Source organism: Halobellus rarus, assembly GCF_024494595.1.
GTDB lineage: Archaea > Halobacteriota > Halobacteria > Halobacteriales > Haloferacaceae > Haloquadratum > Haloquadratum rarum.
The window spans coordinates 219,338-241,545 of the sequence record NZ_JANHDI010000008.1 but is presented as its reverse complement, the minus strand read 5'-3'; the positions used below and the strand labels follow the sequence as shown (position 1 = coordinate 241,545).

The window sequence follows — 22,208 nt, the reverse complement described above, 5'->3', positions numbered from 1 at the left end:
CCTTTTCATAATGATTACTCTCGTCTCTTCACCGCCGAGCGCCGTCAACGGGGGTGGCGCTCGGCGGTGAAAAGTGAGAGTAATCATTATCAGTCCGCGCTCGGCCGCTCCTCCGTCGGGTACTCGCCGGTGAACGTCGCGAAGTCGACTTCGGGGCTCGGCACGGCCGACGCCGAGTCGTACGGCCTGTTGACGACGATGTCGCCGGCGGTGCGGTCGCCGATTCCCGGTATCGCGGTGAGTTCGTCCATCGAGGCCCCGTTGGGATCCAGCGGGTACGGAACCCCCGTGACCGAGCGGTAGCCGTGGTCGACGACCGCGACGTCGATCGTCTTTCCTACCCGGCGCTCGCCCGGAATGCCGACGAGCAACGGATACGTGCCGAGTTGCCGGCCGAAAGTCCGGCCGTCCTGGTGGTATTCGAGGTGGACGTCCGGTAGCACCGTCCCCACGGGCGCGAGCCGCCGCAGCATCGGCCGATCGATCTCCTCGCGCACCTCGCGTTTGTACTGCTTGAAGCGCTTCTTGTGCGCCTTCGCGATGTTCGCGCCCTCGTCGGCCATCTCGGTCCCCTCGAAGGCCATCACCTGCCGGATGTTGATCCGTCGGACCATCAGCCCCGCGTCGTAGACGCGCTGGAGGAAGCGTTTGTTGTGCTCGAACGTCTCCGCGCGCTCGCCCTTCAGTCCGTGCAGGAGGTTGATCCCCGGCAGGAGTTTGGGCAGTCGGTTCGCGGCGTCGCTCCCGTGGGTCGGCGCGTCGGCGGGGTCGTCGCCGGGCCGCCACCCCGCCTCCTCGTTGACGATCTCGATCGCCCGGAAACACTCGTCGGCGGTGACGTTCAGGTGGTTCTCCTCCTGGACCACGGGGTCGGCGGACTCTAGGCCGAACGCGGCGGTATCGCCCGGGGTGTTGTGCTCGGCGATGACGCGGATCCCCTCCCTGGCCTTCTCGGGCCACTCCACCACCGTGATCGGGTTCATATTGTCGAGGTGCAGCGTTCCCAGGTCGGGAGCGACCTCTCGAATTCCGCCGTACAGTCGCCGGAGAGCCTCGGGGTTCGGGGCCTCGCCGTCGCCGCCGTACGCGAGGATGTCGGCCTGGCGGCCGAGCCGGAGGTGGCGCACGCCGCGGTCGTACAGCGCCTCGACCTCGCCGACGACCGACTCGGGCGTCCGGAAGGCTGGATCGCCGTACATCGGCTCCGTGCAGAACGAACAGCGGTAGGCACAGCCCCGAGAGGTCTCCAGTTCGCAGATGAGGTAGTCGGGGTGGTTCGGATGCTGTTCGACGACGAACGCGCCCATCGAAGCCCAACGGTCCAGTTCGTCGTTGTCGCGGTAGCGGTTCTCGAACCCCTCTAATCCACTGTCGACGAGGTCGTGGGCGGCGGCCTCGACGTCGGCCATCGCGAGGAAGTCGTAATCGAGGTCCTGCCGCTGCATCTCCTGTGCGCCGGCGTTCTCCTCTCCCACGCCGAAGCGGATCGGCCCGCCCATCACGGAGACGCCCTCGGCGACCCACGCGAGTTCGCGCACCTCGTCGGGTTCGGCGGGCGTCCCGCCGACGTACTTTCCGGGGACGGTCATTCCCCCGATGTAGACGAGCAGATCCGCGTCGGCGACGTCGGCCCACTTGTTTCTCTCCTCCCTGAGTTCGTCGATCGTGTGATAGGTGACGTTCGATTCGGGGACGCCGGCGTCGACGATCGCACCGGCCGTGAATCGCGGGTACGTCGAGAGGTACGGCGGCACGCCGAAGTGCGCCGGCTCGTCGACGTAGCCGTCGACGAGCGTCACGGAGAGGTCGGCCGGGTCAGTCATAGCGGAAGAGAGACGGCCGAGCGGTAAAACGCTCACCCTCTCGGTCGGCTGCGATATCCGCTTCCCGTGTCGGTCGAGACCGCAAGACGCGTTATCCGCCGTCGCGTGCGTTGGGATATGAGCGACGATTCGCCGCACACCGTTTCGCTCCGGCCGGCGCGGCCGGAGGACGCGGCCGCCGTCCGCGACATCTACGCGCCGTTCGTCCGCGACACGCCGGCGACGTTCCGAACCGAGGTTCCGTCGGTCGAACACGTCGCCGAGGAGATCCGGGAGAAGCGCGCCGCCGACGAGTACCCGTGGTACGTCGCCGTCGCCGGCAGCCGCGAGCGCGGGACCGACCACGGAACCGACGATGGCGGGGGGGACGACGCCGAAACGGACCTCGTCGGCTACGCGTACGGGAGCCAACTCCGCGGCCGACGGGCCTACCGCTGGGCCGTCGAGACCTCGATCTACGTCGACCCCGACGCGCACCGCAGTGGCGTCGGAACCGCGCTGTACGACCGACTGCTGGACGCGCTCCGCCGACAGGGCTACTGCGGGGCGTACGCCGCGCTGGGGATGCCGAATCCCGAGAGCGAGGCGTTCCACGAGCGCTTCGACTTCGAGCGGGTGGGAGCCTTTCCCGCCGCCGGGTTCAAACTCGGCGACTGGCACGACGTCGTCTGGTACTATCGAAAACTCCGCGATCCCGACGGCGAGCCCGACGAACCCGCTCCGGTGTCGGCTGTCGACGCCGCGTTCGACGACTGACCCCCCGGGGGCGAGTGCGCCGAATCGCGACCCCTCCCCCCGCGCGGCAATCCTCCGGAGAGTCGCCACGTTCAAGCGCTCCGGCCGAGTTGCACCGACAACGATGACACGAAGCGTCTGGCTCAAGGCCGACGACAGCGTCGGCGACTGGGAGACACGGAAGCGGCGGATCACGGCGGGCCTCGAAGCGGGCGTCGACTGGGTGCTCGTCGACGAGGCCGACGTCGCCCGCGTGCGGTCGCTCGGGGACGTCTCCGTGGCCGCGTTCAAGACCGACGCCGACAGCAGCCTCATCGACGACGTCGAGGCCGGCGCGGACGGAAGCGAGGACGAGGACGCGGGGAGGGCCGACACCTACATCGTCGGCAAGGACGGCGAGGGCGACGGCACGGTCGACCTCCCGGAGGACTTCTCCGGCTCGGCGGACCTCACGACGCTCCGCCGCGAGGACGAACGAGCGCAGGGTGCGTACGTCCGGATCCTCTCGAAGGACTACGAGGGCTTCGCCGAGGCGGCCGCCGAAGACGCCGAGTACACCATCGTCGTCGGCGAGGACTGGACGATCATCCCCCTGGAGAACCTCATCGCGCGCATCGGCGAGGAGACGGAGTTGATCGCGGGCGTCACCACGGCCGAGGAGGCGAAGACGGCGTTCGAGACGCTCGAACTCGGCTCGGACGGCGTTCTCCTCGATTCGGACGACCCCGACGAGATCCGAAAGACCGTGGAGATCCGCGACGAGGCCGAGCGCGAGACGCTCGACCTCCAGTGGGCGACCGTGACCGCGGTCGAACGAACCGGAATGGCCGACCGCGTCTGTGTGGACACGGGCAACCTGATGGAGCACGACGAGGGGATGCTCGTCGGCAGTATGGGCCGCGGGCTCTTCTTCGTCCACGCCGAGACCGCCGAGTCGCCGTACGTCGCCTCCCGACCGTTCCGCGTCAACGCCGGGGCGGTCCACGCCTACGTCCGGACCCCCGACGGCGGCACGAAGTACCTCTCGGAGCTCAAGAGCGGCGACGAGGTGCAGATCGTCGATTCGGACGGCAAGACGCGAGAGGCCGTCGTCGGCCGCGTGAAGATCGAGAAGCGGCCGATGTTCCGCGTCGAGGCCGAGATCGACGGCGACCGCGTCGAGACGCTGTTACAGAACGCCGAGACGATCAAGGTCCCCACCCGCGATGGGCGGAAGTCGGTCACTGATCTCGAAGCCGGCGACGAAGTGCTGCTGTACTACGAACAGACCGCACGGCACTTCGGCGAGGCCGTCGAGGAGAGCATCATCGAGAAGTAAGCCCTCGCCGGAGTCGACGCCGGGGGCGCACGGGGGCGAAAAGTTCCCGGTTCGCCCGTGTGTTGGCCCGTCCTGTATCAGTATTTCGCTGCTTCAGTCGATCGCGATTGATCGATCCCGCCCCCGACCACAGTACTATCCGCATAGAGCGCCTCTTATTTACCATGGCAGACGACAGGAGCGGTCGTGACAAGCAAGCACGGGACAGCGACAGACGCCAGCGCGAGCGCGACCTGGCCGCGGAACTGGCGCGCGGGGACGAACCGGAGCCGCCGTTCGATGCGGCGGACCTCGTCGACGTCGAATCGGAGTTAGAATCGCTGACGTTTCCCGCAACCGGCGCGGAGATCGTCGCCGCCGTCGGTGACCGCGCGATAGAATCGCCTGCCGGGAGGTACACGATCGAGGAGCTCGTCCCGGCCGCGGACGCGGAGACGTTCGAGTCGCCCGTCGCCGTCAGCGCGCGGATCCAGCGACCGACGATCGCCGCGGCGATGAAACGGGTCGTGGAGGCGGCCGACACGCTCCCGAACACGGAGCTGAGCGAGTCACAGCGCGACGCCTACGAGAAGACGTTTCGGGCGCTCAAGGCGATCGACGCCGACGACGACGACGAGGGGATCCGAGCGATCGGCGACTGGATCGTCGAGCGCGTCCGCGAGAAAGAGACGCTCCCGGGATCACGGGACGTGCGGCGGCAGGCGGCGAAGTTCTGCCGGGCGAACGGGTATCAGGTGCGAAACGACGAGTGGCTCGGCATTTAGCCGGGTCGGACCGACCGATGCCGGTGACGCCGACAGTATCACGCGTCGGGATCGGCAGTGTCGAGCCGCCAGGTGAAGATCGCTTTCAACACGACGACCAGGCTGTTCGCGTCGCCCTCGCCCCAGATGGCGGTTTCCGACCGTGGATCGGACAGAGACGCGTCCTTGCCGTTGACCAGCGCGCTCACGAGCGTCTTCCGGCCGTCGACCATCATCAGCCGACCGGCCGGTGTGTCCTCCCAGATCCAGAGCGATTCGAACATCGTTGCGCTGGGGATGTCGTCCTGAATGCGCTCTTGAACCGGCGCGGAAACGCCCGCGAGCTTGATCGAGACCCCGCGTTCCGCGGCCTCGCCTAACGCCGCGATCAGGTCGTCGGTGAGGAGGTCTTCGACGGTCATGTAGACGATCTCCTCTTCCGCACTAGCGAAGAAATCGATCACTCGTTCCGTGACGGCAGACTGGCCCTCGACCGTCCAGACGCCCCGCTGCTCCGCCTGTCGTTCGATCGGTTCGAGTTCGCTCAGCGCCGTTCGGAGAACGGTCGTGCGGTGGTGCAGCTCCTGTTCGAAGAGGCGGCTCGCGGTCTCGGCGGAGATGGCCCAGAACTGCTTGGGCGAGGACTGTCGGACGTCGACGAGTCCCCGGTCGCGTAGCTCGTCGATGGCGTCGTACACCCGGGTTCGGGGGACGTCAGATACCTGGCTGACGTCTCTGGCCGTCCCCGTGCCGAGGCTGGCGAGCGCGACGAACGTCCGCGCGGCGTACGTACTCAATCCGAACCGTTCGAGTTGTTCGATGGCGGCAGACTGTGGGTCTTGGGTAGGATTAGCGGTCATCGGTTGGGGGCCCGTTCGCCGGAACCCCGCCACGTGAAGTGGCCGGGTCAGCACGCAGCAGCGAGTGGTTGGGACACAGCGGTTCACTGCGTGCTGTTGTGAAGTGGCGCCCTACCCCGATATAGGTGTTGTGATTAATCGAGTGAAAAAGTGGTAGATCTGTGTTGGTCGATTAGCGTCTCCGGTTTTTGACGGGACGTAGTTGTCACTTTTTGAGTTACGACGTTCATCCGCTGTCTGTCGATTCGAGCGGAGAGAGTGCGGGTTTATCAGAACCGGACAGCCACTGATGGCGGAGAGATTAACTTTTCGAGTGACAAAGTCTATCCCTTTCGGCGGCGAACTAGTATTCGAACCCGTACAGACGGGACGGTTGGGACACAATGGATGCATCCGAAAACATAGAAGAGGCGATCGAAGTGCTCCAGCAACTCGGGTTGAAGGAGTACGAGGCGCGGTGCTTCGTGGGGCTGACCCGGTTAGAGACGGGGACGGCGAAGAAGCTCAGCGAGTTAACCGAAGTTCCCCGAACGCGGGTGTACGACGCGATTCGGGTACTGGAAGCACAGGGTCTGGTCGAAATTCAGCATTCGAGTCCACAGCGGTTTCGCGCCGTCTCTCTCGACGAGGCCACCGAAACGCTCCGCGATCAGTACGAGGATCGGGTGGAACGCCTTCACGACGCCCTCGAAACGGTCGAAATCGTCGACGAGGACGACGAAGAGCCCATCCAGCAGGTGTGGGCGATGTCCGGGCAAGACGGGATCGAGAACCGGACGGAAGACCTCATCGAGACGACGACCGACGAGATCGTGCTCGTCATCGGCGACGAGTCGCTGCTGACCGACGATCTCGTTGATACCCTCCAAGAGGTCGAGAACGGCATCGATCTCTTGCTCGGGGCGGTAAACGAATCGCTAGAGGAAGAACTGCGCGCGGCCGTGCCGAACGCCACGACGTTTATTTCCGGTCTCGAGTGGTTACACGGCGAGAACGCCGAGGCGGACGAGACGGCGATCGGTCGACTCCTCCTGGTCGACCGCTCGACGATTCTCGTGAGTTCGATCGTGCCAGACACGAAAGTAGAACAGGCGATCTTCGGCGAGGGGTTCGGGAACGGCCTGGTCGTGATCGCTCGACGGCTCATGGCCCAGGGACTGATCAGCCCACACGATCCCATCTCGTAGCTCCCGAAGCGGGTGTTTCTCGGCTAGCCCCCGATAGCCCGTTGTCCGAACGCTCATACCGTCGGCTGTTCGTCTGTGAAGACTGTCGCGACCCTGGGGTCGCAACTATCTTGCATTCGTCACAGAGAACCGTTACAGTCGCGAGTGATCCGTGGTGCGGTTTCGAGCAGTTGCACGGTGAGATACTCGCCGTTATCGACGGTGACGCGACAGTGGTTGTACACGAACGAGACACGTCCGCCGACCCGAGCGGCATCGTCCGCCCGCGCGTCGAAAAGCGCGTCCAGCGCTTCCGGGTCGAGAACCTCCGCCAGCGGGCGGACCGTACGGGGATCGGATCCCCGTAGCGCGCTCACCCCACGGATCACAGCCGAACTCACCGACTCGCCGACTTCGATATCATACTCCATACTCTCTTGTTGTGGGCCCATCGAGTAAACCACATATCTTTTTCACCCGAATTATCAAAAAAGACCTAAGGGTCGTTCTCGGATAGTCGAGGTGGAAGCCAACGGCTCAGTGCGTTTTGTGTCCTGATGAGCTGCACGAGCGCGGAGCGCCTGCAAGGGCCAGCAGTCCAGCAGCGCCCGGGACCATAGTCGAGGTGCCGCTCGGAGCACCGAGACACGAGCACTGTCGCTCAGGTGGCGGAATCAGCGTGGAGTGTAGCGAAACCGGTGCGAACGCCGATCAGTCAGCTATAGTAGCGTTCCCGACGGGTGCGTAGCGGCCGGAATCGCCTCAGTTGATCACCCAGCGCGTCGCGGGGGTATCCTCGAACGAGCCGTCCGTGAAGACCGTCACTCGCCCGTCCTCTTCGCTGAGTGTGACCGCCGCGATCACTGCGTTCCGGGTCGAGGTCTCCAGCGCACTCATGTGGCGAGCCCCCATCCACCCCGCGTAGGGGAGACCGTCGCCCTGGCCGGATTCGACCGTGGATAGTTGCGCGAGTCGGACCATCTCCTCCTCTATCGTCCCGTCCTCGTGAACGACAACTGCGCCGTCGCAGGAAAGCGCAACACGCTGTGCGGTCTCGAGGAACGTCTCGGTCTCGGCGAAGACACTCGGACAGTCTTCGACCGGCCAGCGGTTCGACCCCATCGAAGCCGAAAATCCGCCCACGGAGCCGCGTTCGACGACGAAATAGAGGCCCGGTCCGCGAGCGTAGGGATCGTCCCATCGCTCGAATCCGACGCTGATGTCCGTGACACACCGTCCGATCCGTTCGAGTAGTGCGTCGATCTCTGTCCCGTCAGAATTCAGCTCCGACACCGCAGAATTACGATTCGGATCAATCATCTCTTTCGTACTGTATCGAACCGATAGGAGGATAGTGCCGCCGAATTTCCGACTGAAACGATGTTACGAGTAACCGAGTGAACAGATTCCACCCCGGGGAACCTACACGCCAACGATGGTCCTGAACGTGACCCGTTCGCCACCGGCATACGGACCGCGGTAAGGTGGCGTTCGAGATTGATCCCACCCGGTCGTGCGATCGTCTGAGTGCGGACTCGCATACGGGACTGTCCCTCGACCCCGTAATAGAGCGTCTCAACGCCGTGGATAGCGGAGGGAGAGGTGGTACGCTCGCCGGAGAGTGACGCTGTCAGACGTAACTGTGTGTGGATATGCGCGACCTCGGGGCCTCGACATACTGCACAGGCGTACGGCTCACAGAACGCGTCACCACATTAATCAGTACACTGCGCGGCGTGAAAATGTGGTTGCTTGATTGGGAAGCCGTTCGATCGTCTTCGTACCCGCTCTGAGCGAGTATCGACGAAGCCCCTACCCGCCGGTCGACGTACGGCCGGTGATGGAACACCGTCCCCGCCCCAGATCCTGATCGGATAGCAGGCGGCGACTGGCCGGCGAAAGCGCTCTCCGGCCGTTCAGCGCGTATCCCCGGAATAACCCGATCTCTGCTACCATTATGTCTACAAGCAACCGCAAATCCCGCACCGCAGAACTCTCCGAATTCAGGCTTTCGTGGGCGCTCGACGACGAGGACTCTCCGACCGAAATAACGGTTTTCGATCCGCAGAACGAGACCACGACACGCTGGATCACCATCGAAAAAGACTACGTCAAGAATCTCGATAGCGTGGCTTAATCCGGATCAACCGTTCGATTCCGGTACTGGAGGCCGACGATCGCGATGATTCCGACGACGCTGACGAGCGTCCACCCCGCCGCGGGGATCGCTGAGAGTCCGCCGATCCCGAGAACTCCGAGGGTAACGAGACCGACGACGCACGCGGCGACCGCGAGGACTGCGCCGTTTCGATCGGCACCTCCTTCGGTTTCCTGTCCCTCTATATCCAGATACTCCTCCAGTTGCGTCAGCGAATCCTGGCGTTCGATCGTTCCGCGATTCTTGTCGTACTCGATGACGCCCGCCGAATCGAGTTTCGGAAGGTGACTCTGGTAGAGGCCGATGTACACGCGTTTTCGCTGATCGGACGAGAGCTCTCTGACGGTGACGCCGTTCTCCTCGGCCGCGATGTGTTCGGCGACGTCGCTCAAGACCGCGGATCCACCGTGGTCGTGGAGATACCGAATGACGCCGCGGCGGCGGCTGTTCTTCAGTAAGTCGAATGTCTCGTCTTTCGAGAGGCTCGAGCCGTTCCGACGCGTCGTTCTTCCGAGGGCGTCCGGGGCTGATCCCTCGACATCGGTGGGCTCTTCGGTGCGCTGCTCTCTGTTTACCCTCTCTGTCGCACTCATATCGTAGCGTTTGCAACGGACCGCGTATCCGACCGCACGACGTCGTGCGATCGCACGAGCGGAGACGTGCAAACGCTACTATGATTTCCCCGATCACGTACTGGACGTTTCCAGGGGTCGTTCAACGGCGAACTCACTACCGAGAAGCGGAAAAAACGTTCAGAGGTACGATTCATATAACGGTATTTCTGATCGGAAGGGATAGAACACTCGGGTTACCCACATTCTCACAAGATTCATCTTCCAGTTATCGGGACCAAAATGGCACTGATTTGTAATTTAGAGAGGTGTGTATAGAATAATATAATATTTTCACCCATTCGGCCGCTTCCCGTCACTCCCGTATCGTACCCGAACGCACTCAAGCGGGCGTTTCGAGTGTGGAGTCGCAAACGCTACTCGCGTTCACCGCTCTTCGCCCGGTCGCTCCCACTCGAGTTCGATCGTACACCACGGGCAGAAGTCGATGTCGGGGTCCAGTTCCCCGCCGCAGTTCGGACACTGCGGTTCGTCCGTCAGCTGCGGACCCGCGACGGCGAGGCGGTAGGCGTCGACCGCGCTGACCAGAAGGAGTCCGAACAGCGGAGCGGTGACGGCCACCGGGAGCGACCCGGGATCGACCGACGCGACGGCGGCCGGGTCGGCGAGGTTCAGCGTCGAGGGGTCGACGAACGCCCAGAGGAGCACGAGCGCCGCGCCGACGACGAAGGAGAACCAGGCGGCGGCGCGTCGCCAGCGGCGGAGGTAGAGGTGTCCCGCGCCGGCGACGCCGAGGCTTGCGCCGAGAACGGCGACGAGTGTCGCGATCAACGCGCGGCGTCGCGTTCCGGTCATACTCCGGATCGAGGTCGCCGTGATTTATAAACGCACGGGAATCGGCGCGCTCGACGCGACGATTCGGCCACAAAATATGTTGGCAGATCGACGATCCGAATCCGTCCCGGGGGGCGGAGCGCTTACGCCAGGCCGATGCTCTCTTCGGCTTCGAGCAGTTCGTGGTAACGGTTGCGAATCGTGACTTCGGAGATGTCGGCGACGTCGCTGACGGCGGCCTGCGTCGTCTTCTCGTTGGTGAGAAGCGCCGCGGCGTACACTGCGGCAGCGGCGAGACCGACCGGCGACTTCCCGGAGTGGACGCCCTTCTCCTTGGCGTTCTTCAGCAGCTGGCGCGCGCGGAGTTTGGCCTCGTCGGAGAGGCCGAGTTCGGAGGCGAACCGCGGCACGTACTGCTCGGGGTCTGCGGGTTTGACCTCCAGCGAAAGCTCGCGGGCGATGTATCGGTACGTGCGCGCGACCTCGCTCTTGGGGACGCGCGAGACCTCCGCGATCTCGTCGAGCGATCGGGGGACGCCGGCCATCCGCGCGGCGGCGTAGACGCACGAGGTGGCGACGCCCTCGATGGAGCGGCCGGGGAGCAGGTCCTCGTCGAGCGCGCGGCGGTAGATGACCGAGGCCGTCTCGCGGACGTTCTCGGGGAGGCCGAGCGCGGAGGCCATCCGGTCGATCTCGCCGAGCGCCTGCTTGAGGTTGCGCTCCTTCGAGTCGCGCGTCCGGAAGCGCTCGTTCCACTTGCGGAGGCGCTGCATCTTCTGGCGCTGGTTCGACGACAGCGAGTTGCCGTAGGCGTCGCGGTCGCGCCAGTCGATGTTCGTCGACAGCCCCTTGTCGTGCATCGTGTTCGTCGTCGGGGCGCCGACGCGGGACTTCTGGTCCTTCTCCTTGGCGTCGAACGCGCGCCACTCGGGGCCGCGGTCGACGGAGTCCTCGGTGATCACCAGTCCGCAGTCGTCACAGACGGTCTCGCCGTGCTCGTCGTCGACGACGACGTTGCCACCGCACTCGGGGCAGGACAGCTCTTCGTCGGCCTGCTCGGATTCGGTCTCCTCTTCTTCCTCTCCGGGTCGAACCCACCGCTGACCGGCCGAGTCGCCGTCTCGGCCCTCGTTCGTTTGCGACTCGTCTCTCGTTCTCGCGTTCACGCGAGTGTAAGTACTCTTCTCGCTCATCGGTATAGCGACGAATGCGCCGGGCCACAGATACGCGTAAGAGAGGCCCGGTGCGGTCCGTACCAACTCCACCGACGGAGAATATAAAAAGGGATCGGAATCGATCGCCCGGATCGAACGCACAACCCCGAACCGAGCGATCCATCGAAAACGACCGTGATGATTTATATACGAGTTGGAGTCAGTGGACACTCGCCACCCGCAACTCGATCGCTGCGGCCGCGATGGGGCGACTCCGACCGTCGGCGCCTCCGCAACGCATTTGCGCCCGACGACGAGATACCCGGTATGGATTCGTCCAGGACAGCCGACACCGGCGGCAGCCTCGCTGGGGCGGATTCGGCCCGCTCCGAGCGCGTCGACGCCGCCCCCGTCGAGCGCGTCGTCTCGCTCGCACCCAGCGCGACCGCCACGCTGTCGGCGATGGGCGTCGGCGACGCCGTCGTGGGGGTGACGGCCCACTGCACGCTCGACCGCCCGGTCGTCGGCGGCTGGCTGAACCCCGACTACGACCGGCTGGCCGACCTCGACCCCGACCTGGTCTGCACGGCCGACGCCCTCCAGGTGGAGATCCGCGACGACCTCCGGGAGCGCGGCTACGACGTCTGTCACGTCGAACCGGCGACGCTCGAAGACGTCCTCGGCTCCTTCGCGACGCTCGCCCGCGCGGTGGGGTGGCCCGAGGCTGGCGACCGACTCGTCGCTGACGCGCGAGAGCGACTCGCCGCGGTCCGAGAGCGCGCCGAAGGCCGTCGCTCCGTGCGAGCCGAGAGCGGCAGCGGTGAAGAGAACCCGCGCCCCGTCGTCTACTGCGAGGAGTGGGGCGATCCGCCGATGGCCGCCGGCAACTGGGTCCCCGAGGCAGTCGAGGCCGCCGGCGGCCGGTACCCGTTCTGCGACCCCGGCGGGCGCTCCCACGAAATCGCCCGCGAGCGCATCGAAGCCGCGGACCCGGATCACGTCGTCGTCCACCACTGCGGCCGCGGCGACCGCGTCGCTCCCGACCTCATCGAAGAGCGCGACTGGGATATCGACGCCGCTGTTCACGTCCTCGACGACGACCTGCTGAATCAACCGAGTCCGACGCTTATCGACGGTATCGAGACGTTGGCCGAGTTGTTTGACGACGCTTCCTGAGCCGCCGACACGTCGACGAGTCTGATCAGGTACGACCCCGCAGTCGAGCGTACGTTTATCTCAGATGGCGAGGCCAGAGGGCCCGTGACCTGAGAGCGGCCCCGCGCCGGACAGCGATCGCTCGGTACACCGGCGCGGGAACGGGGACGGGAAGACTACCGTCAGACGTCGGGTACCGACTGTTCGCCAACGGACTATGGGAGCGCAAGCTCGACTTCCCGCCGAAAGCGACACACGTAACGTCCGTGTCCGTCGACTCCCCAGTATGCGAATCGCAGTCGGCAGCGGGAACCCGGTGAAGCGCGAGGCGACCGTCCGCGTCTTCCCCGACGACGAGGTGGTCGCCGAACCGGTCTCCTCGGGGGTTTCGGAACAGCCGATGGGCCACGAGGAGACGCGACAGGGAGCACGCAACAGGGCTGCGGCGGCGCTCGGAGCCGGCGCCTACGACCTCGGCGTCGGGATCGAGGGCGGCGTCGCGAGCGTCGGAGGGCCGGCGACCGGATCCGGTGGCGTCGAAGCGAGAGCGGCGGACGCGGAGTTATACCTCGTGATGTGGTCCGCCGTCACCGACGGCGACCGCTGGGGCGTCGGTGCCGGTCCGAGCCTGCCGCTCCCGACTGCCATCGCCGCGCGAGTCCGCGACGGCGAGGAGTTGGGACCGGTGATGGACGACGTCCTCGGCGAGTCGAACGTGGCCGAGAACCAGGGGGCCGCGGGTGCGTTCACCGACGGGCGACTGACCCGGACGGACGCGCTCGACGCCGCCGTCGCGGCCGCCGCGTCGCCGTTCCTGAGCGACCTGTACTGAACGTCTGCGGTCGCTGTTCAGTCGACTTTCGGCGACTCGTCCGCCGTCCCGCGGACCTCGCGAGTCTCCTCGACGGCGGTCGTCAACGAGACGTTGAGGCCGAGCATCGAGGCGTAGCCGCCGACGACGGTGACGACGTTCTTCACGGCGTGGTCGAGGACGGCCGCGCCCAGGGCGAGCTCCGGCCCCAGCGGCGTCAGCGCGACCACGAGAAGCGTGAACGCGCCCTCGTAGAGGCCGATCCCGCCCGGCGACAGCGGCAGCACTTTCGCGAGGTTGCCGACGCTGACCGCGAAGAAGCTCACCGCGATCAGTTCGATTCCCGGCAGCCCCGGCGCGAACGCCGCGAGGACGAGCAGCGCCGTCACCACGTCCAGCGTCCAGATCAGGACGCTCGTCGCGCCGACGCGAGCGAAGCCCCGGCGCGTGCCGGCGACCGTCTGGAGGTCGCCGACGAACCGCCCGATCACGCCGGCGACGAAGTCGGCGTACGAGTCCGTGCTCACCCGGTGGACCGCCTCCGTGACGTAGTCGCGGTCGCTCCGCGCGGAGAGCGCGATGGCGCCGACCGCGGCGATGGCGGCGAGACTGACGCCGAGGGCGACGACGACCGCCACGCGCCCGGCACCCTCCGCGCCGACGATCGCCCGGGCGAGTTCGGCGGTCTGTCCGGTGACGGTGTAGCCGATGAGGACGACGCCGGCCATCGACGCGATGGTGAGCAGGTCGAACACCCGCTCGGCCGCCAGCGACGCGAATCCCGATGGGTACGGGATGGCCCGCCGAGCCTTGACCACGTACGCGCGGATGAGGTCGCCGGCGCGGGCGGGGAACACCAGGTTCCCGGTCTGGCTGATGAACACCGCGCCCGTCAGGAAGTCGACGCGCTCGTGGTAGCCGAGTTCCGCGAGGATGTCGCGGTAGCGGAGCCCGCGGAACGGCCACGAGAGGAGGTACACGAGCGTCGCCGCGCCCACGAGGACCGGATCGGCCGCCCGCATCTCGGAGAGGACCGTCCCGAAGTCGATGTACTGCGTCATCAACACTAACGCGAGGACGGCCAGCCCCGCCCCGGCAACGAGGCCGACGCGCTTCGAGAGCCGCGGGCGGACGGACAACTGCCACCACGTGCGGAGGATCTGACTCCCCATCCCGAGGACGTCGCGGACGAGGTCGACCTTCGTGTCGCCCTTCGGCTCCCAGTCGACGGGGAACTCCGCCACCTCGTAACCGGCGCGCTGTGCGCGGACGAGCATCTCGGTGTCCCAGAACCAGTGGTTGTCGCCGACGTCGTCTCGGAGCGCCTCGAACGCCTCTCGGCTGAACGCCTTGAACCCGCACTGGTGATCGCGGAGGTCCGAGCGGAGGAACGTGCGTACGAGCCCGTTGTAAGCGCGGCTCGGGATGCCGCGTTTCGTGGGTCTGTCGGCGACGTTCCCGGGCATCCAACGTGATCCGGTGGCGACGTCGACCCCTCCAGAGCGGACGCGTTCGACCAGTTCTTCGAGGTGTCGCATATCCGTCGCCAGGTCGGTGTCGAAGTAGACGAGGGTGTCGCCGCGGGCGGCCTCGAACGCCCGCTCCAGTGCTCCGCCCCGGCCGAGCCGCTCGTCGCTGTGGAAGTGTCGGACGCGGGTGTCCTCGGCCGCCAGTCGGTCCGCGATCTCCGGCGTCCGATCGTCGCAGCCGTCCTCGGCGACGACCACCTCGAAGGTCCCCGGATCGAGGAACGCGGCGAGGGTTCCGAGCGTCGTCGCGACCGTCGCCTCGATCGTGTCGGCCTCGTTGTAGGCCGGGAGGACGACGCTCACCGCCACGTCCCGATCTGTGGTCTCCCCGTCGACGCCCTCCGCACGACTCCCACCGCTCTCGGCGCCGGCAGGTTCCGAAGGATCACCACCACCGCCGCTTCGGGGATCAGCCATTACTCAACTCTGGCCCTCCGGCAAGTATGAACTTTCTGTCTCGATACGCGTGAAGCCGGCCGCTTCGGTTAGACGACCGTACCTCCAGCCGAACCCACGAGGTCGAATACCGGTTCTGTGTGCCGAAAATCGAATCACCGCGCGGTGTTAACCTGCCGTACCAAACCGAACATAGGGCGCCCTCCCGTGGACAGGTGTATGAGCGCGACCGCCACCTCGACGGCTGCACCGAATCTCAGCGACAAACAGCGCCGGATCCTCCAGTACCTCCGGGCGAACGCCGACGAGCGGACGTACTTCAAATCGCGACTCATCGCCGAGGAACTCGGGTTGTCTGCGAAGGAAGTCGGCGCGAATATGCGTGCACTGCTGGACGGCGACGTCGATCTCACCGTCGAGAAGTGGGGCTACTCGTCGGGGACGACCTGGAAAGTGACGCGATAGTCGCGAGGGGCGGAGCGCGTCTCGGGGCCGAAGGTCGGGGTCCAGAGAGTACGTAGCGAACGGCGGGTAACGGCCGTCCGGTCGGCGATTGAATGGGTACCGGTCGGGCGTAGCGGTCGTGAGCATCCCGACCCTGCGACGAGGGGCGGCGAACGACAGTCGTTATCCGTCCGGGGAAGCAACTCCAGACACCGATGGACGATCCGACTCTGACGAAGCGACGGCGACTTCTCGAAGGCATAAGCGTCGGCGGAGCGACACTGCTCGCCGGATGCACGGACCAACTCGACCTCAGCGGCGACGGCGGCGCTGACGAGCAGGTGGGCTCGGACTCCGAGGCGGGCGCTGACGGCGTCGCCGCGATCGCGGCGGTCGATCAGGAAGCGATCCAGGAGGAACAGACCCGACTCCGATCGGAGCTCCAGAGCGGCAACATCTCCCAGGAGGAGGCCCAAGAGGAACTGGCGACGCTCCAGCAGGAGTACCTCGACGAGGCGATGACCGCGCTCGGCGACACCGCCGCGGAGGCCGAGGGCGTCACCGTCGAAACCGAGTACCGATCGTTCGGCGCGGTGATCGTGACCGGCGATGCCGGTGGGATTTTGGGAATTCTGAACGCCGACGCCGTTAGTGCGCTCGTCCCGAAGGCGGATGTCGAAGAACGAGCACAGTCGGCTCAGGGAACCGGGACCGCACAGGGCTGAAGTCCTGTATCTGAGACGGACCGGAGTGCTGCTACCGCCTTATGGATCGTACTGGAGTAGCGAATCGGCCTCGGCGGCCAGTTCGACCGCTTCGGGGCCGAACGAATCGGCGTACCGGATCACGAGCGTGATGACTGTTTCGGGCCGCTCGACCGCGTACGCGCCGTCCCGCGAGAGCAGGCCGGCCTCGTCGAGTTCGCTCACGTACCCGCTCACGGTCGCCCGCGAGACGTCGAGATGGTCGGCGAGTTCCGAGCCGGTCCGTCCCGGGGTTCGGAGGAGTTCGACGAGCATCCCTCGCGGCGTCCGTCGTCGAAGGTAGCCCAGCGCGGTTCGTTCGAACGCCGAGAACCGCCCGGCCGGGAAGAACCGTTTGTAGTCGCCGTCCCGCTGGAAGACGAGGGTATCGTCGTCGACGAGGCGGCGGAGGTGGTGCTGGGTCTCCCCGGTCCCGAGGCTGAGGTCGTCGCGAATCTTCGAGAAGTGTGCGCCCGGCGTCGACGCGACGTAGCCGACGATGGCGTCCCGGGCGTCGCTCGTCGTCTCGGCGGCCTCGGCGCTCCCACTGGCCCCGAGTCCCGCGAGCGGCGAGGCGGCCCCCAGGGCAGCGAAGCGCCGCAGCGTCGTCCGTTTCTCCTCGTCGATTTCGCGGTCCGCCATTCGAGTTCGTGCGTAGTACGGTGCGACGCGGTCAAAAGCGCTTCGTTCGGGTCAATGGATCGAGAAAATCGACCAACGCGCTTCAGAACGGTATCGCAGAGGACTGTGAGACGATTTACACTTACTCGCGCTCGGTCTCGACGGCGGGGTCGGAATCCTCCTGGCCGTCTCCGCCGTCGTCCGAGTCGGAGCCGGCGTCAGTCGTCGTTTCCGCCTCGGCGTCGCCGACGACCTCGTCAGGCTCCGTGAACGAGGCACCGTCCGCCTCACTGATCACCTCGTCGGGGCTCTTGATGTCCGTGCCGCCGCCCTGCTTGATCGCCTCGGCCTCCTGTTCGAGTTCCTCGACGTCCATCTCCGTCGCCTGGTCGATCTGGCCGAGGATCTCCTCGATGTCGTCGAGGCCGAGGAGTTCTCGGGTCTCCGAGTCGAATTCGAGACTGTCGAGGCCGGCGGACTCCTGCACGTCGGAGTCGGTCAGCTGGCGGCCGTAGCGGCCGAGGAGGCTGGTGAGCTCCTGCGGGAGCACGAACGTCGTCGACTCGCCCTGTCCGATCGTCTCGAGGCTCTCCATCCCCTTCTCGATGATCGCGCGTTCGCCCATCGATTCGGCGGACTTCGCGCGGAGAACCGTCGAGATGGCGTCACCCTGCGCTTCGAGGATCTGACTCTGCTTTTCGCCCTGCGCGCGGATGATGTTCGACTGCTTCTCACCCTCGGCCTGCTCGACCGCGGAGCGCCGTTCGCCCTGCGCTTCGAGGATCATCGCGCGCCGGCGGCGCTCGGCGGACGTCTGCTGCTCCATCGCCTGCTGGACGTCCTGGGACGGGTTCACTTCCCGGACCTCGACGCTCTCGACGCGGACGCCCCACTCGTCTGTGGGTTCGTCGAGTTCGCGACGGATCCGGCCGTTGATCTCCTGCCGTTTGTTGAGCGTGTCGTCGAGTTCCATGTCGCCGATGACGGCCCGCAACGTCGTCTGCGCGAGGTTCGAGACGGCGCGCTTGTAGTCGTCGACTTCGAGGAACGCCTTCTTCGCGTCCATCACCTTGATGTAGACCACGGCGTCGGCGGTCACCGGCGAGTTGTCGCGCGTGATCGCCTCCTGCCGCGGGACGTCGAGCGTCTGCGTCCGCATATCGAACGGGTACGTCCGCGAGACGAACGGTGGGATGAAGTTGATACCCGGCTCCAGGAGCTTCCGGTACTCCCCGAAGACCGTCAGCGCCTTCTTCTCGTAGGCGTCGACGATCTCGACCATCTGGTAGACGGTGACGATCGCGAGGAGGAGCACGAGGATCCCGACCGTCGGGATACCGATGCCTGTCTGCAGCGAAACGGGACCAAATGCCATACCGAGGTTTGGTGTGTCGCGTTCATAAGCGTTGGCCCGAGGAACTAACGCCGCGGTTGCGACCAGACGACAGCTACGGGACGTCGTACGCGATCAGCGGTTCGAGCCCGACCAGAAGCGTTCGGTCGACGCTCGCGAGCGGTGCGAGTGGCAGTCCTTCCGACGGGAGCGTGGCCTCAGAGAGGCGGTCGCCGGAGCCGAGATCGAACACGCGCAGCTGGTGATAGTTGTCGAGGGCGAAGACGTGGTTTTCGACGACCGCAGGTCGGTCGGTGTACGCGTCCATCTTCCCCCACCACTGCTGCTCGCCGTCGTAGCTCACGTTGAAGATCCCCGCTTCCCCGTTGGCGAGTATCCCGTCGGGGGTGAAGAGCAGGTCGCCGACCGAACCGCGGAGGGTGGTCCCCCAGAGCAGCTCGTGCGTCGACCCGGTGAGGCGGTAGCGGTAGACGTTGTCGTCGGTGGCGACGAAGAGGTCGCCGTCGCGAACGTAGCCAGTCCCGTACAGGTGTTCGTCGTGCGAGGCGACTTCCGACCGCGTATCGAGCGCGTAGAGGTCGAGGAAGTTGGACGTACCGACGTAGAAGTTCCCCCCGATTCGTCCGACCGATTCGATACGGGATCTGAGCCCCGTGTACTCGATGGTGTCGACCACCTCGCCGGACCCGCGGTCGAGGACGTACACGACGTAGTCGTCGTCGGTCTCGGCCGTATCACCCCAGTTGGCGCAGATGACGTACTGGTCCGTGACGAGCGGCTTCGTACTCCAGGAATCGTATTTCCCGCCCGTGAAGTTCCACAGCGGCGTCCCGCTCGACCGCTCGACCGCGGTGAGCTGCCCGCCGTACCCGCATCCGAAAATCGTCGACTCGGTCACCGACAACGAGTCGCGCTTGAACTTCCCGAGCTGGTCGGTCTCCCACTCGATCGTTCCGTCGGGCTGCACGGCGAGAATCTGTTTCGAGACCCACGTCGAGAGGTAGAAGGTCCCGTCGTACGTCACGATGTCGCTGCCGAATTTGTCCAGCGTCCAGCTCTCCCGAGCGATGAACGACGACGAGGACGACGTCTCGCGCTGCGCGGCCGTCCCCGCGTCGGGAGCGGCCCCGGTGTCGGGGGCGTCCGCCGATCGGGAGGCCGGAGTATCAGCCGTGGACTCAGTCAGCCGTAAACAGCCACTGACGCCGCCGATAGCGCCCAGCGAGGCACCCTGGAGGAATCTTCGGCGGCTGACGTGTTCGGACATATGTGCAGAAGCCGGTGGCGGTATGATAGATGTTGTGCAAGAACGCTCGCGTTCGACGCCGGCGTCCGGCGGTTTGTCAGGTGCGCTCCGTCTCGGATTCGATGTCCCGCTCGCCGCCATCCCCGGTCTCGCGTTCGTCGTCCCGTTCGATTTCCTCGTCGTCCCCCCGTTCCGTCCCCGCGTCGTCCCTCCGTTCGATCTCCTCGTCCCGGCCGCGGTCGAGTTCGCGGTCGATCTCGTCGTAGTTCGTCGACAGCGACTCGACGGTGACGACGTTGCCGCCGCCGGGGTCGATCACGACGACCTCGGTCCCCTCCGCGAGTTCGCCGTCGACCGACCGAGCGGAGTAGAACGGATTGAAGCCGCCGTCGTCGAGTTTCACTTCGCCGTCGGTGGGCGTGACGCGCTCCGTGACCCGGCCGGTCCGCCCGCGGAGGCTCGCCGAGTCGCTCGTCTGACCGGATCCCTTCCCGCCGTAGATGTCGAGTTCGCGGTAGCCGTAGAGCGATAGCGCCCCGAAGACGAGGACGAGGACGCCGAGGACGATCGGGGACGCCAGCGGCCCCAAAACGAGCCCGACGAGCCCGGCGGCCAACAGCGCCACGCCGAGCACGACGAAGTGCGCGCCCGGTGCGAACGCTTCGAGGACGCTGAGTCCGATCCCGGCGACGACGAGCAGCAACGGCAGCGTCTCCGGCGGGATCGAGAGCTGCAGGGCGGTCGAGAGCGCACTTTCGAGCATACGCGCCGTAGGTCTGGCGGACGATTAAGGGTTGTTACGCTTCGTGGCCCGCTTCGCCGTGAGAGGCGGCCGCCTCGGACGCTGCCGGAAGTTTCAGAACCACGCGCGTCCCCGACTCCGTGACCTCGAAATCGACGGTACCGCCGAGGGAGTCGACGCCCCACTTGACGATCCACAGCCCCAGTCCGCTCCCGTGTTCGAGGGCCGTCTCCTCGGTCTCGTCGAGGACGGCGAGTTCGTGCTCGGGGATCCCCGGGCCGTCGTCCGCGACTTCGACCGCGAGGAATCCCGGTTCCGTCTCGACGTCCGCGACCCGGACGGTCACCCGCGGGGCGTCAGAGGGGTCGTGTTCGAGCGCGTTCTCCAGCAGGTTCTCGAAGACGGTCTCCAGGAGCGACGGCGTCGCCCGGAGCGTCGCGTCGCCGCCGACGTCGACGACGACCTCGGCGTCCGGTTCCGCACCCGAGAGGTCCTCGGCGATCTCGTCGAGGAGCGGTCGCAGTTCGACGGTGTCGGGGTCGTCCACATCCGCGTCCAGGGCCCGCTCGATGTGGCGGGCCTTCTCTCCCAGTTCGACGACCCCCGCGGTGTTCTCGGCGGCGACGTCGAGCATCTCCCGGACGTCCTCGTCGTCGACGCGCTCTTCGGCCATCTCCAGGTATCCGGTGACGACGTTCAGGTCGTTCCGGAGGTTGTGCCGAAGCACCCTGTTGAGGACGGCGAGGCGCTGTTCGCGCCGCCGCTCCTCGGTGATGTCCTGAAAGACGATGGTGTCGCCGACGGCGGCACCGGCGGAGCCCGTGAGCGGCGACGTCGCGACGGCGTACGTCCGCTTTCTGCCCCCTCGCCGTCGGGTGATCGGCTCGTTATCGCCGTCGAGGTCGACGTCGTCGAAACAGGTCTCGAACCGCCGACCGAGCGCGTCGTCCCGAGAGGTGCCGAGCAGCCGGCTCGCCTCGTCGTTGCACTCGATGATCCGTCGGCCGCTGTCGACGATGACGACCGCGGAGCCGAGGTTGTCGATGGCGGCGCGGTCGGCGACGCGCCGGGCCGCGGGCACCATCTCGAACAGATCCCGGGAGAAGAACGCGTACATATCGAACGCCAGGTGGACCGGAAAGAGCAGCGGCGTGAGATTCAGCGGCGGCATCGGGCCGACCTCGGCCAGCCAGAGCAGGAACGGCAGTCCCGGGAAGATCGGCGAGACGGCGATGGCCGCCGCCTGGGTCCGGTACAGCGGCCCGTAGCTGAACACCGTGTCCGCCAGCAGGAACGAGGCGACCGCGATCATCAGGACGAAGCCGGCGGCGTTGACGAACAGCCACGGCTGGTGCGCGTAGACGACGGTCGCGAGTCCGTGGGTCGGTTCGACGGTGTAGTCGCTCCACGCGATGCGGTGCAGCGGGTTGGTGACGACGACGAGGGTGTGGAGCGCCTGCAGGGCGACGACGCCGCCCATCACCTTCGACCGGAGAATGTGTCCCCGGCCGGTGTACTCCAGCGCGAACGCGAGGAAGAACACCCCGATGAAGTTGATGGCGATCCAGATCGGCACCTCGAAGGCCTCACGCAGTGCCGGGTCGAACACGAACAGGGCGAGTCCGTACGAGAGCGACCAGAGCGCCTCACACCCGATCGTGGCGAGGAAGAACCGGCCGCCGAGTCGGTTCCGGTACGGCCAGAGGTACCGCATAAACCCCAGCGAAACGATTCCCGAGGCCAACGACGCGGCCGCCAACCACGGGAAGGCGGAGAGCACGTGTATCACTCCCGAGGACCGTCG

General features: G+C 66.1%; 22 protein-coding genes. 9 read left to right on the top strand and 13 right to left on the bottom strand.

From position 1 onward, the window contains the following. Nucleotides 1-89 precede the first annotated feature (89 nt). Nucleotides 90-1,823, bottom strand: coding sequence for a radical SAM protein (locus NO876_RS10980; protein ID WP_256421714.1), 1,734 nt, complete (start codon nucleotides 1,821-1,823; stop codon nucleotides 90-92). A gap of 117 nt (nucleotides 1,824-1,940) precedes the next feature. On the opposite strand from NO876_RS10980, the gene NO876_RS10975 reads away from it, so the two are divergent. From NO876_RS10975 to NO876_RS10965, 3 genes are all read left to right on the top strand, one after another. Then, nucleotides 1,941-2,579 (top strand): GNAT family N-acetyltransferase, encoded by a 639-nt coding sequence (locus NO876_RS10975; RefSeq protein ID WP_256421713.1) that lies wholly within the window; start codon nucleotides 1,941-1,943, stop codon nucleotides 2,577-2,579. A 103-nt stretch (nucleotides 2,580-2,682) separates the two neighbouring features. Next, nucleotides 2,683-3,876, top strand: coding sequence for a 3-dehydroquinate synthase II (locus NO876_RS10970; RefSeq protein ID WP_256421712.1), 1,194 nt, complete (start codon nucleotides 2,683-2,685; stop codon nucleotides 3,874-3,876). Between the two features lie 164 nt (nucleotides 3,877-4,040). Further along, nucleotides 4,041-4,640, top strand: a complete 600-nt coding sequence (locus NO876_RS10965; protein ID WP_256421711.1) for a DUF5789 family protein — start codon at nucleotides 4,041-4,043, stop codon at nucleotides 4,638-4,640. Between the two features lie 38 nt (nucleotides 4,641-4,678). Here NO876_RS10965 and NO876_RS10960 read toward each other — a convergent pair whose 3' ends face one another. Then, entirely contained in the window at nucleotides 4,679-5,479 is an 801-nt protein-coding gene (locus NO876_RS10960) for a TrmB family transcriptional regulator (RefSeq protein WP_256421710.1), read from the bottom strand. A 383-nt stretch (nucleotides 5,480-5,862) separates the two neighbouring features. Here NO876_RS10960 and NO876_RS10955 point away from each other — a divergent pair, with 383 nt between their 5' ends. Beyond that, nucleotides 5,863-6,666 carry a TrmB family transcriptional regulator gene (locus tag NO876_RS10955; protein ID WP_256421709.1) on the top strand — a complete coding sequence of 268 codons (804 nt, stop codon included), beginning with the start codon at nucleotides 5,863-5,865 and terminating at the stop codon, nucleotides 6,664-6,666. 119 nt (nucleotides 6,667-6,785) lie between these two features. On the opposite strand, the gene NO876_RS10950 is transcribed toward NO876_RS10955, so the two are convergent. Together NO876_RS10950 and NO876_RS10945 are read right to left on the bottom strand one after the other, a co-directional pair. Continuing rightward, nucleotides 6,786-7,076, bottom strand: a complete 291-nt coding sequence (locus NO876_RS10950) for a HalOD1 output domain-containing protein (RefSeq protein WP_256421708.1) — start codon at nucleotides 7,074-7,076, stop codon at nucleotides 6,786-6,788. Nucleotides 7,077-7,407: 331 nt separating this feature from the next. Beyond that, the gene (locus NO876_RS10945; protein ID WP_256421706.1) at nucleotides 7,408-7,965 is read right to left on the bottom strand and encodes a diadenylate cyclase; all 558 of its coding nucleotides are present in this window, start codon (nucleotides 7,963-7,965) and stop codon (nucleotides 7,408-7,410) included. 637 nt (nucleotides 7,966-8,602) lie between these two features. Between NO876_RS10945 and NO876_RS10940 the strand changes: the two genes are divergently transcribed. Next, a complete protein-coding gene (locus NO876_RS10940) occupies nucleotides 8,603-8,782 on the top strand; it encodes a hypothetical protein (RefSeq protein WP_256421705.1) in 180 nt (59 codons plus the stop codon). On the opposite strand, the gene NO876_RS10935 is transcribed toward NO876_RS10940, so the two are convergent. The 3 genes from NO876_RS10935 to NO876_RS10925 all read right to left on the bottom strand — a co-directional run bounded on the left by NO876_RS10935 (nucleotide 8,779) and on the right by NO876_RS10925 (nucleotide 11,402). Beyond that, nucleotides 8,779-9,396, bottom strand: a complete 618-nt coding sequence (locus NO876_RS10935) for a DUF7344 domain-containing protein (protein ID WP_256421704.1) — start codon at nucleotides 9,394-9,396, stop codon at nucleotides 8,779-8,781. The two genes, NO876_RS10940 and NO876_RS10935, sit on opposite strands and share 4 nt — an antisense overlap. A 405-nt stretch (nucleotides 9,397-9,801) precedes the next feature. Further along, the gene (locus NO876_RS10930; RefSeq protein WP_256421703.1) at nucleotides 9,802-10,230 is read right to left on the bottom strand and encodes a zinc ribbon domain-containing protein; all 429 of its coding nucleotides are present in this window, start codon (nucleotides 10,228-10,230) and stop codon (nucleotides 9,802-9,804) included. A 122-nt stretch (nucleotides 10,231-10,352) separates the two neighbouring features. Next, nucleotides 10,353-11,402 (bottom strand): transcription initiation factor IIB, encoded by a 1,050-nt coding sequence (locus NO876_RS10925; protein ID WP_256421702.1) that lies wholly within the window; start codon nucleotides 11,400-11,402, stop codon nucleotides 10,353-10,355. A gap of 288 nt (nucleotides 11,403-11,690) precedes the next feature. On the opposite strand from NO876_RS10925, the gene NO876_RS10920 reads away from it, so the two are divergent. Continuing rightward, on the top strand, nucleotides 11,691-12,539 hold the full coding sequence (locus tag NO876_RS10920) for a cobalamin-binding protein (RefSeq protein ID WP_256421701.1): 849 nt from the start codon (nucleotides 11,691-11,693) through the stop codon (nucleotides 12,537-12,539). A gap of 265 nt (nucleotides 12,540-12,804) precedes the next feature. Continuing rightward, complete coding sequence (yjjX, locus tag NO876_RS10915; protein ID WP_256421700.1) at nucleotides 12,805-13,350, top strand: inosine/xanthosine triphosphatase; 546 nt, start codon at nucleotides 12,805-12,807, stop codon at nucleotides 13,348-13,350. Between the two features lie 17 nt (nucleotides 13,351-13,367). Here yjjX and NO876_RS10910 read toward each other — a convergent pair whose 3' ends face one another. Further along, nucleotides 13,368-15,275 carry a flippase-like domain-containing protein gene (locus tag NO876_RS10910; RefSeq protein WP_256421699.1) on the bottom strand — a complete coding sequence of 636 codons (1,908 nt, stop codon included), beginning with the start codon at nucleotides 15,273-15,275 and terminating at the stop codon, nucleotides 13,368-13,370. Nucleotides 15,276-15,473: 198 nt separating this feature from the next. On the opposite strand from NO876_RS10910, the gene NO876_RS10905 reads away from it, so the two are divergent. Together NO876_RS10905 and NO876_RS10900 are read left to right on the top strand one after the other, a co-directional pair. Beyond that, a complete protein-coding gene (locus NO876_RS10905) occupies nucleotides 15,474-15,719 on the top strand; it encodes a DUF7123 family protein (RefSeq protein ID WP_256421698.1) in 246 nt (81 codons plus the stop codon). Nucleotides 15,720-15,913: 194 nt separating this feature from the next. Then, nucleotides 15,914-16,423, top strand: a complete 510-nt coding sequence (locus tag NO876_RS10900; RefSeq protein ID WP_256421697.1) for a hypothetical protein — start codon at nucleotides 15,914-15,916, stop codon at nucleotides 16,421-16,423. 39 nt (nucleotides 16,424-16,462) lie between these two features. Here NO876_RS10900 and NO876_RS10895 read toward each other — a convergent pair whose 3' ends face one another. The 5 genes from NO876_RS10895 to NO876_RS10875 form a co-directional block, all read right to left on the bottom strand. Then, complete coding sequence (locus tag NO876_RS10895; protein WP_256421696.1) at nucleotides 16,463-17,083, bottom strand: winged helix-turn-helix transcriptional regulator; 621 nt, start codon at nucleotides 17,081-17,083, stop codon at nucleotides 16,463-16,465. 121 nt (nucleotides 17,084-17,204) lie between these two features. Next, the gene (locus NO876_RS10890) at nucleotides 17,205-18,437 is read right to left on the bottom strand and encodes an SPFH domain-containing protein (RefSeq protein WP_256421695.1); all 1,233 of its coding nucleotides are present in this window, start codon (nucleotides 18,435-18,437) and stop codon (nucleotides 17,205-17,207) included. Between the two features lie 73 nt (nucleotides 18,438-18,510). Next, a complete protein-coding gene (locus NO876_RS10885; protein ID WP_256421694.1) occupies nucleotides 18,511-19,683 on the bottom strand; it encodes an outer membrane protein assembly factor BamB family protein in 1,173 nt (390 codons plus the stop codon). Nucleotides 19,684-19,759: 76 nt separating this feature from the next. Continuing rightward, the gene (locus NO876_RS10880) at nucleotides 19,760-20,425 is read right to left on the bottom strand and encodes an NfeD family protein (RefSeq protein ID WP_256421693.1); all 666 of its coding nucleotides are present in this window, start codon (nucleotides 20,423-20,425) and stop codon (nucleotides 19,760-19,762) included. A gap of 34 nt (nucleotides 20,426-20,459) precedes the next feature. Beyond that, entirely contained in the window at nucleotides 20,460-22,184 is a 1,725-nt protein-coding gene (locus NO876_RS10875) for a histidine kinase N-terminal 7TM domain-containing protein (protein WP_256421692.1), read from the bottom strand. Between the last annotated feature and the right edge of the window lie 24 nt (nucleotides 22,185-22,208).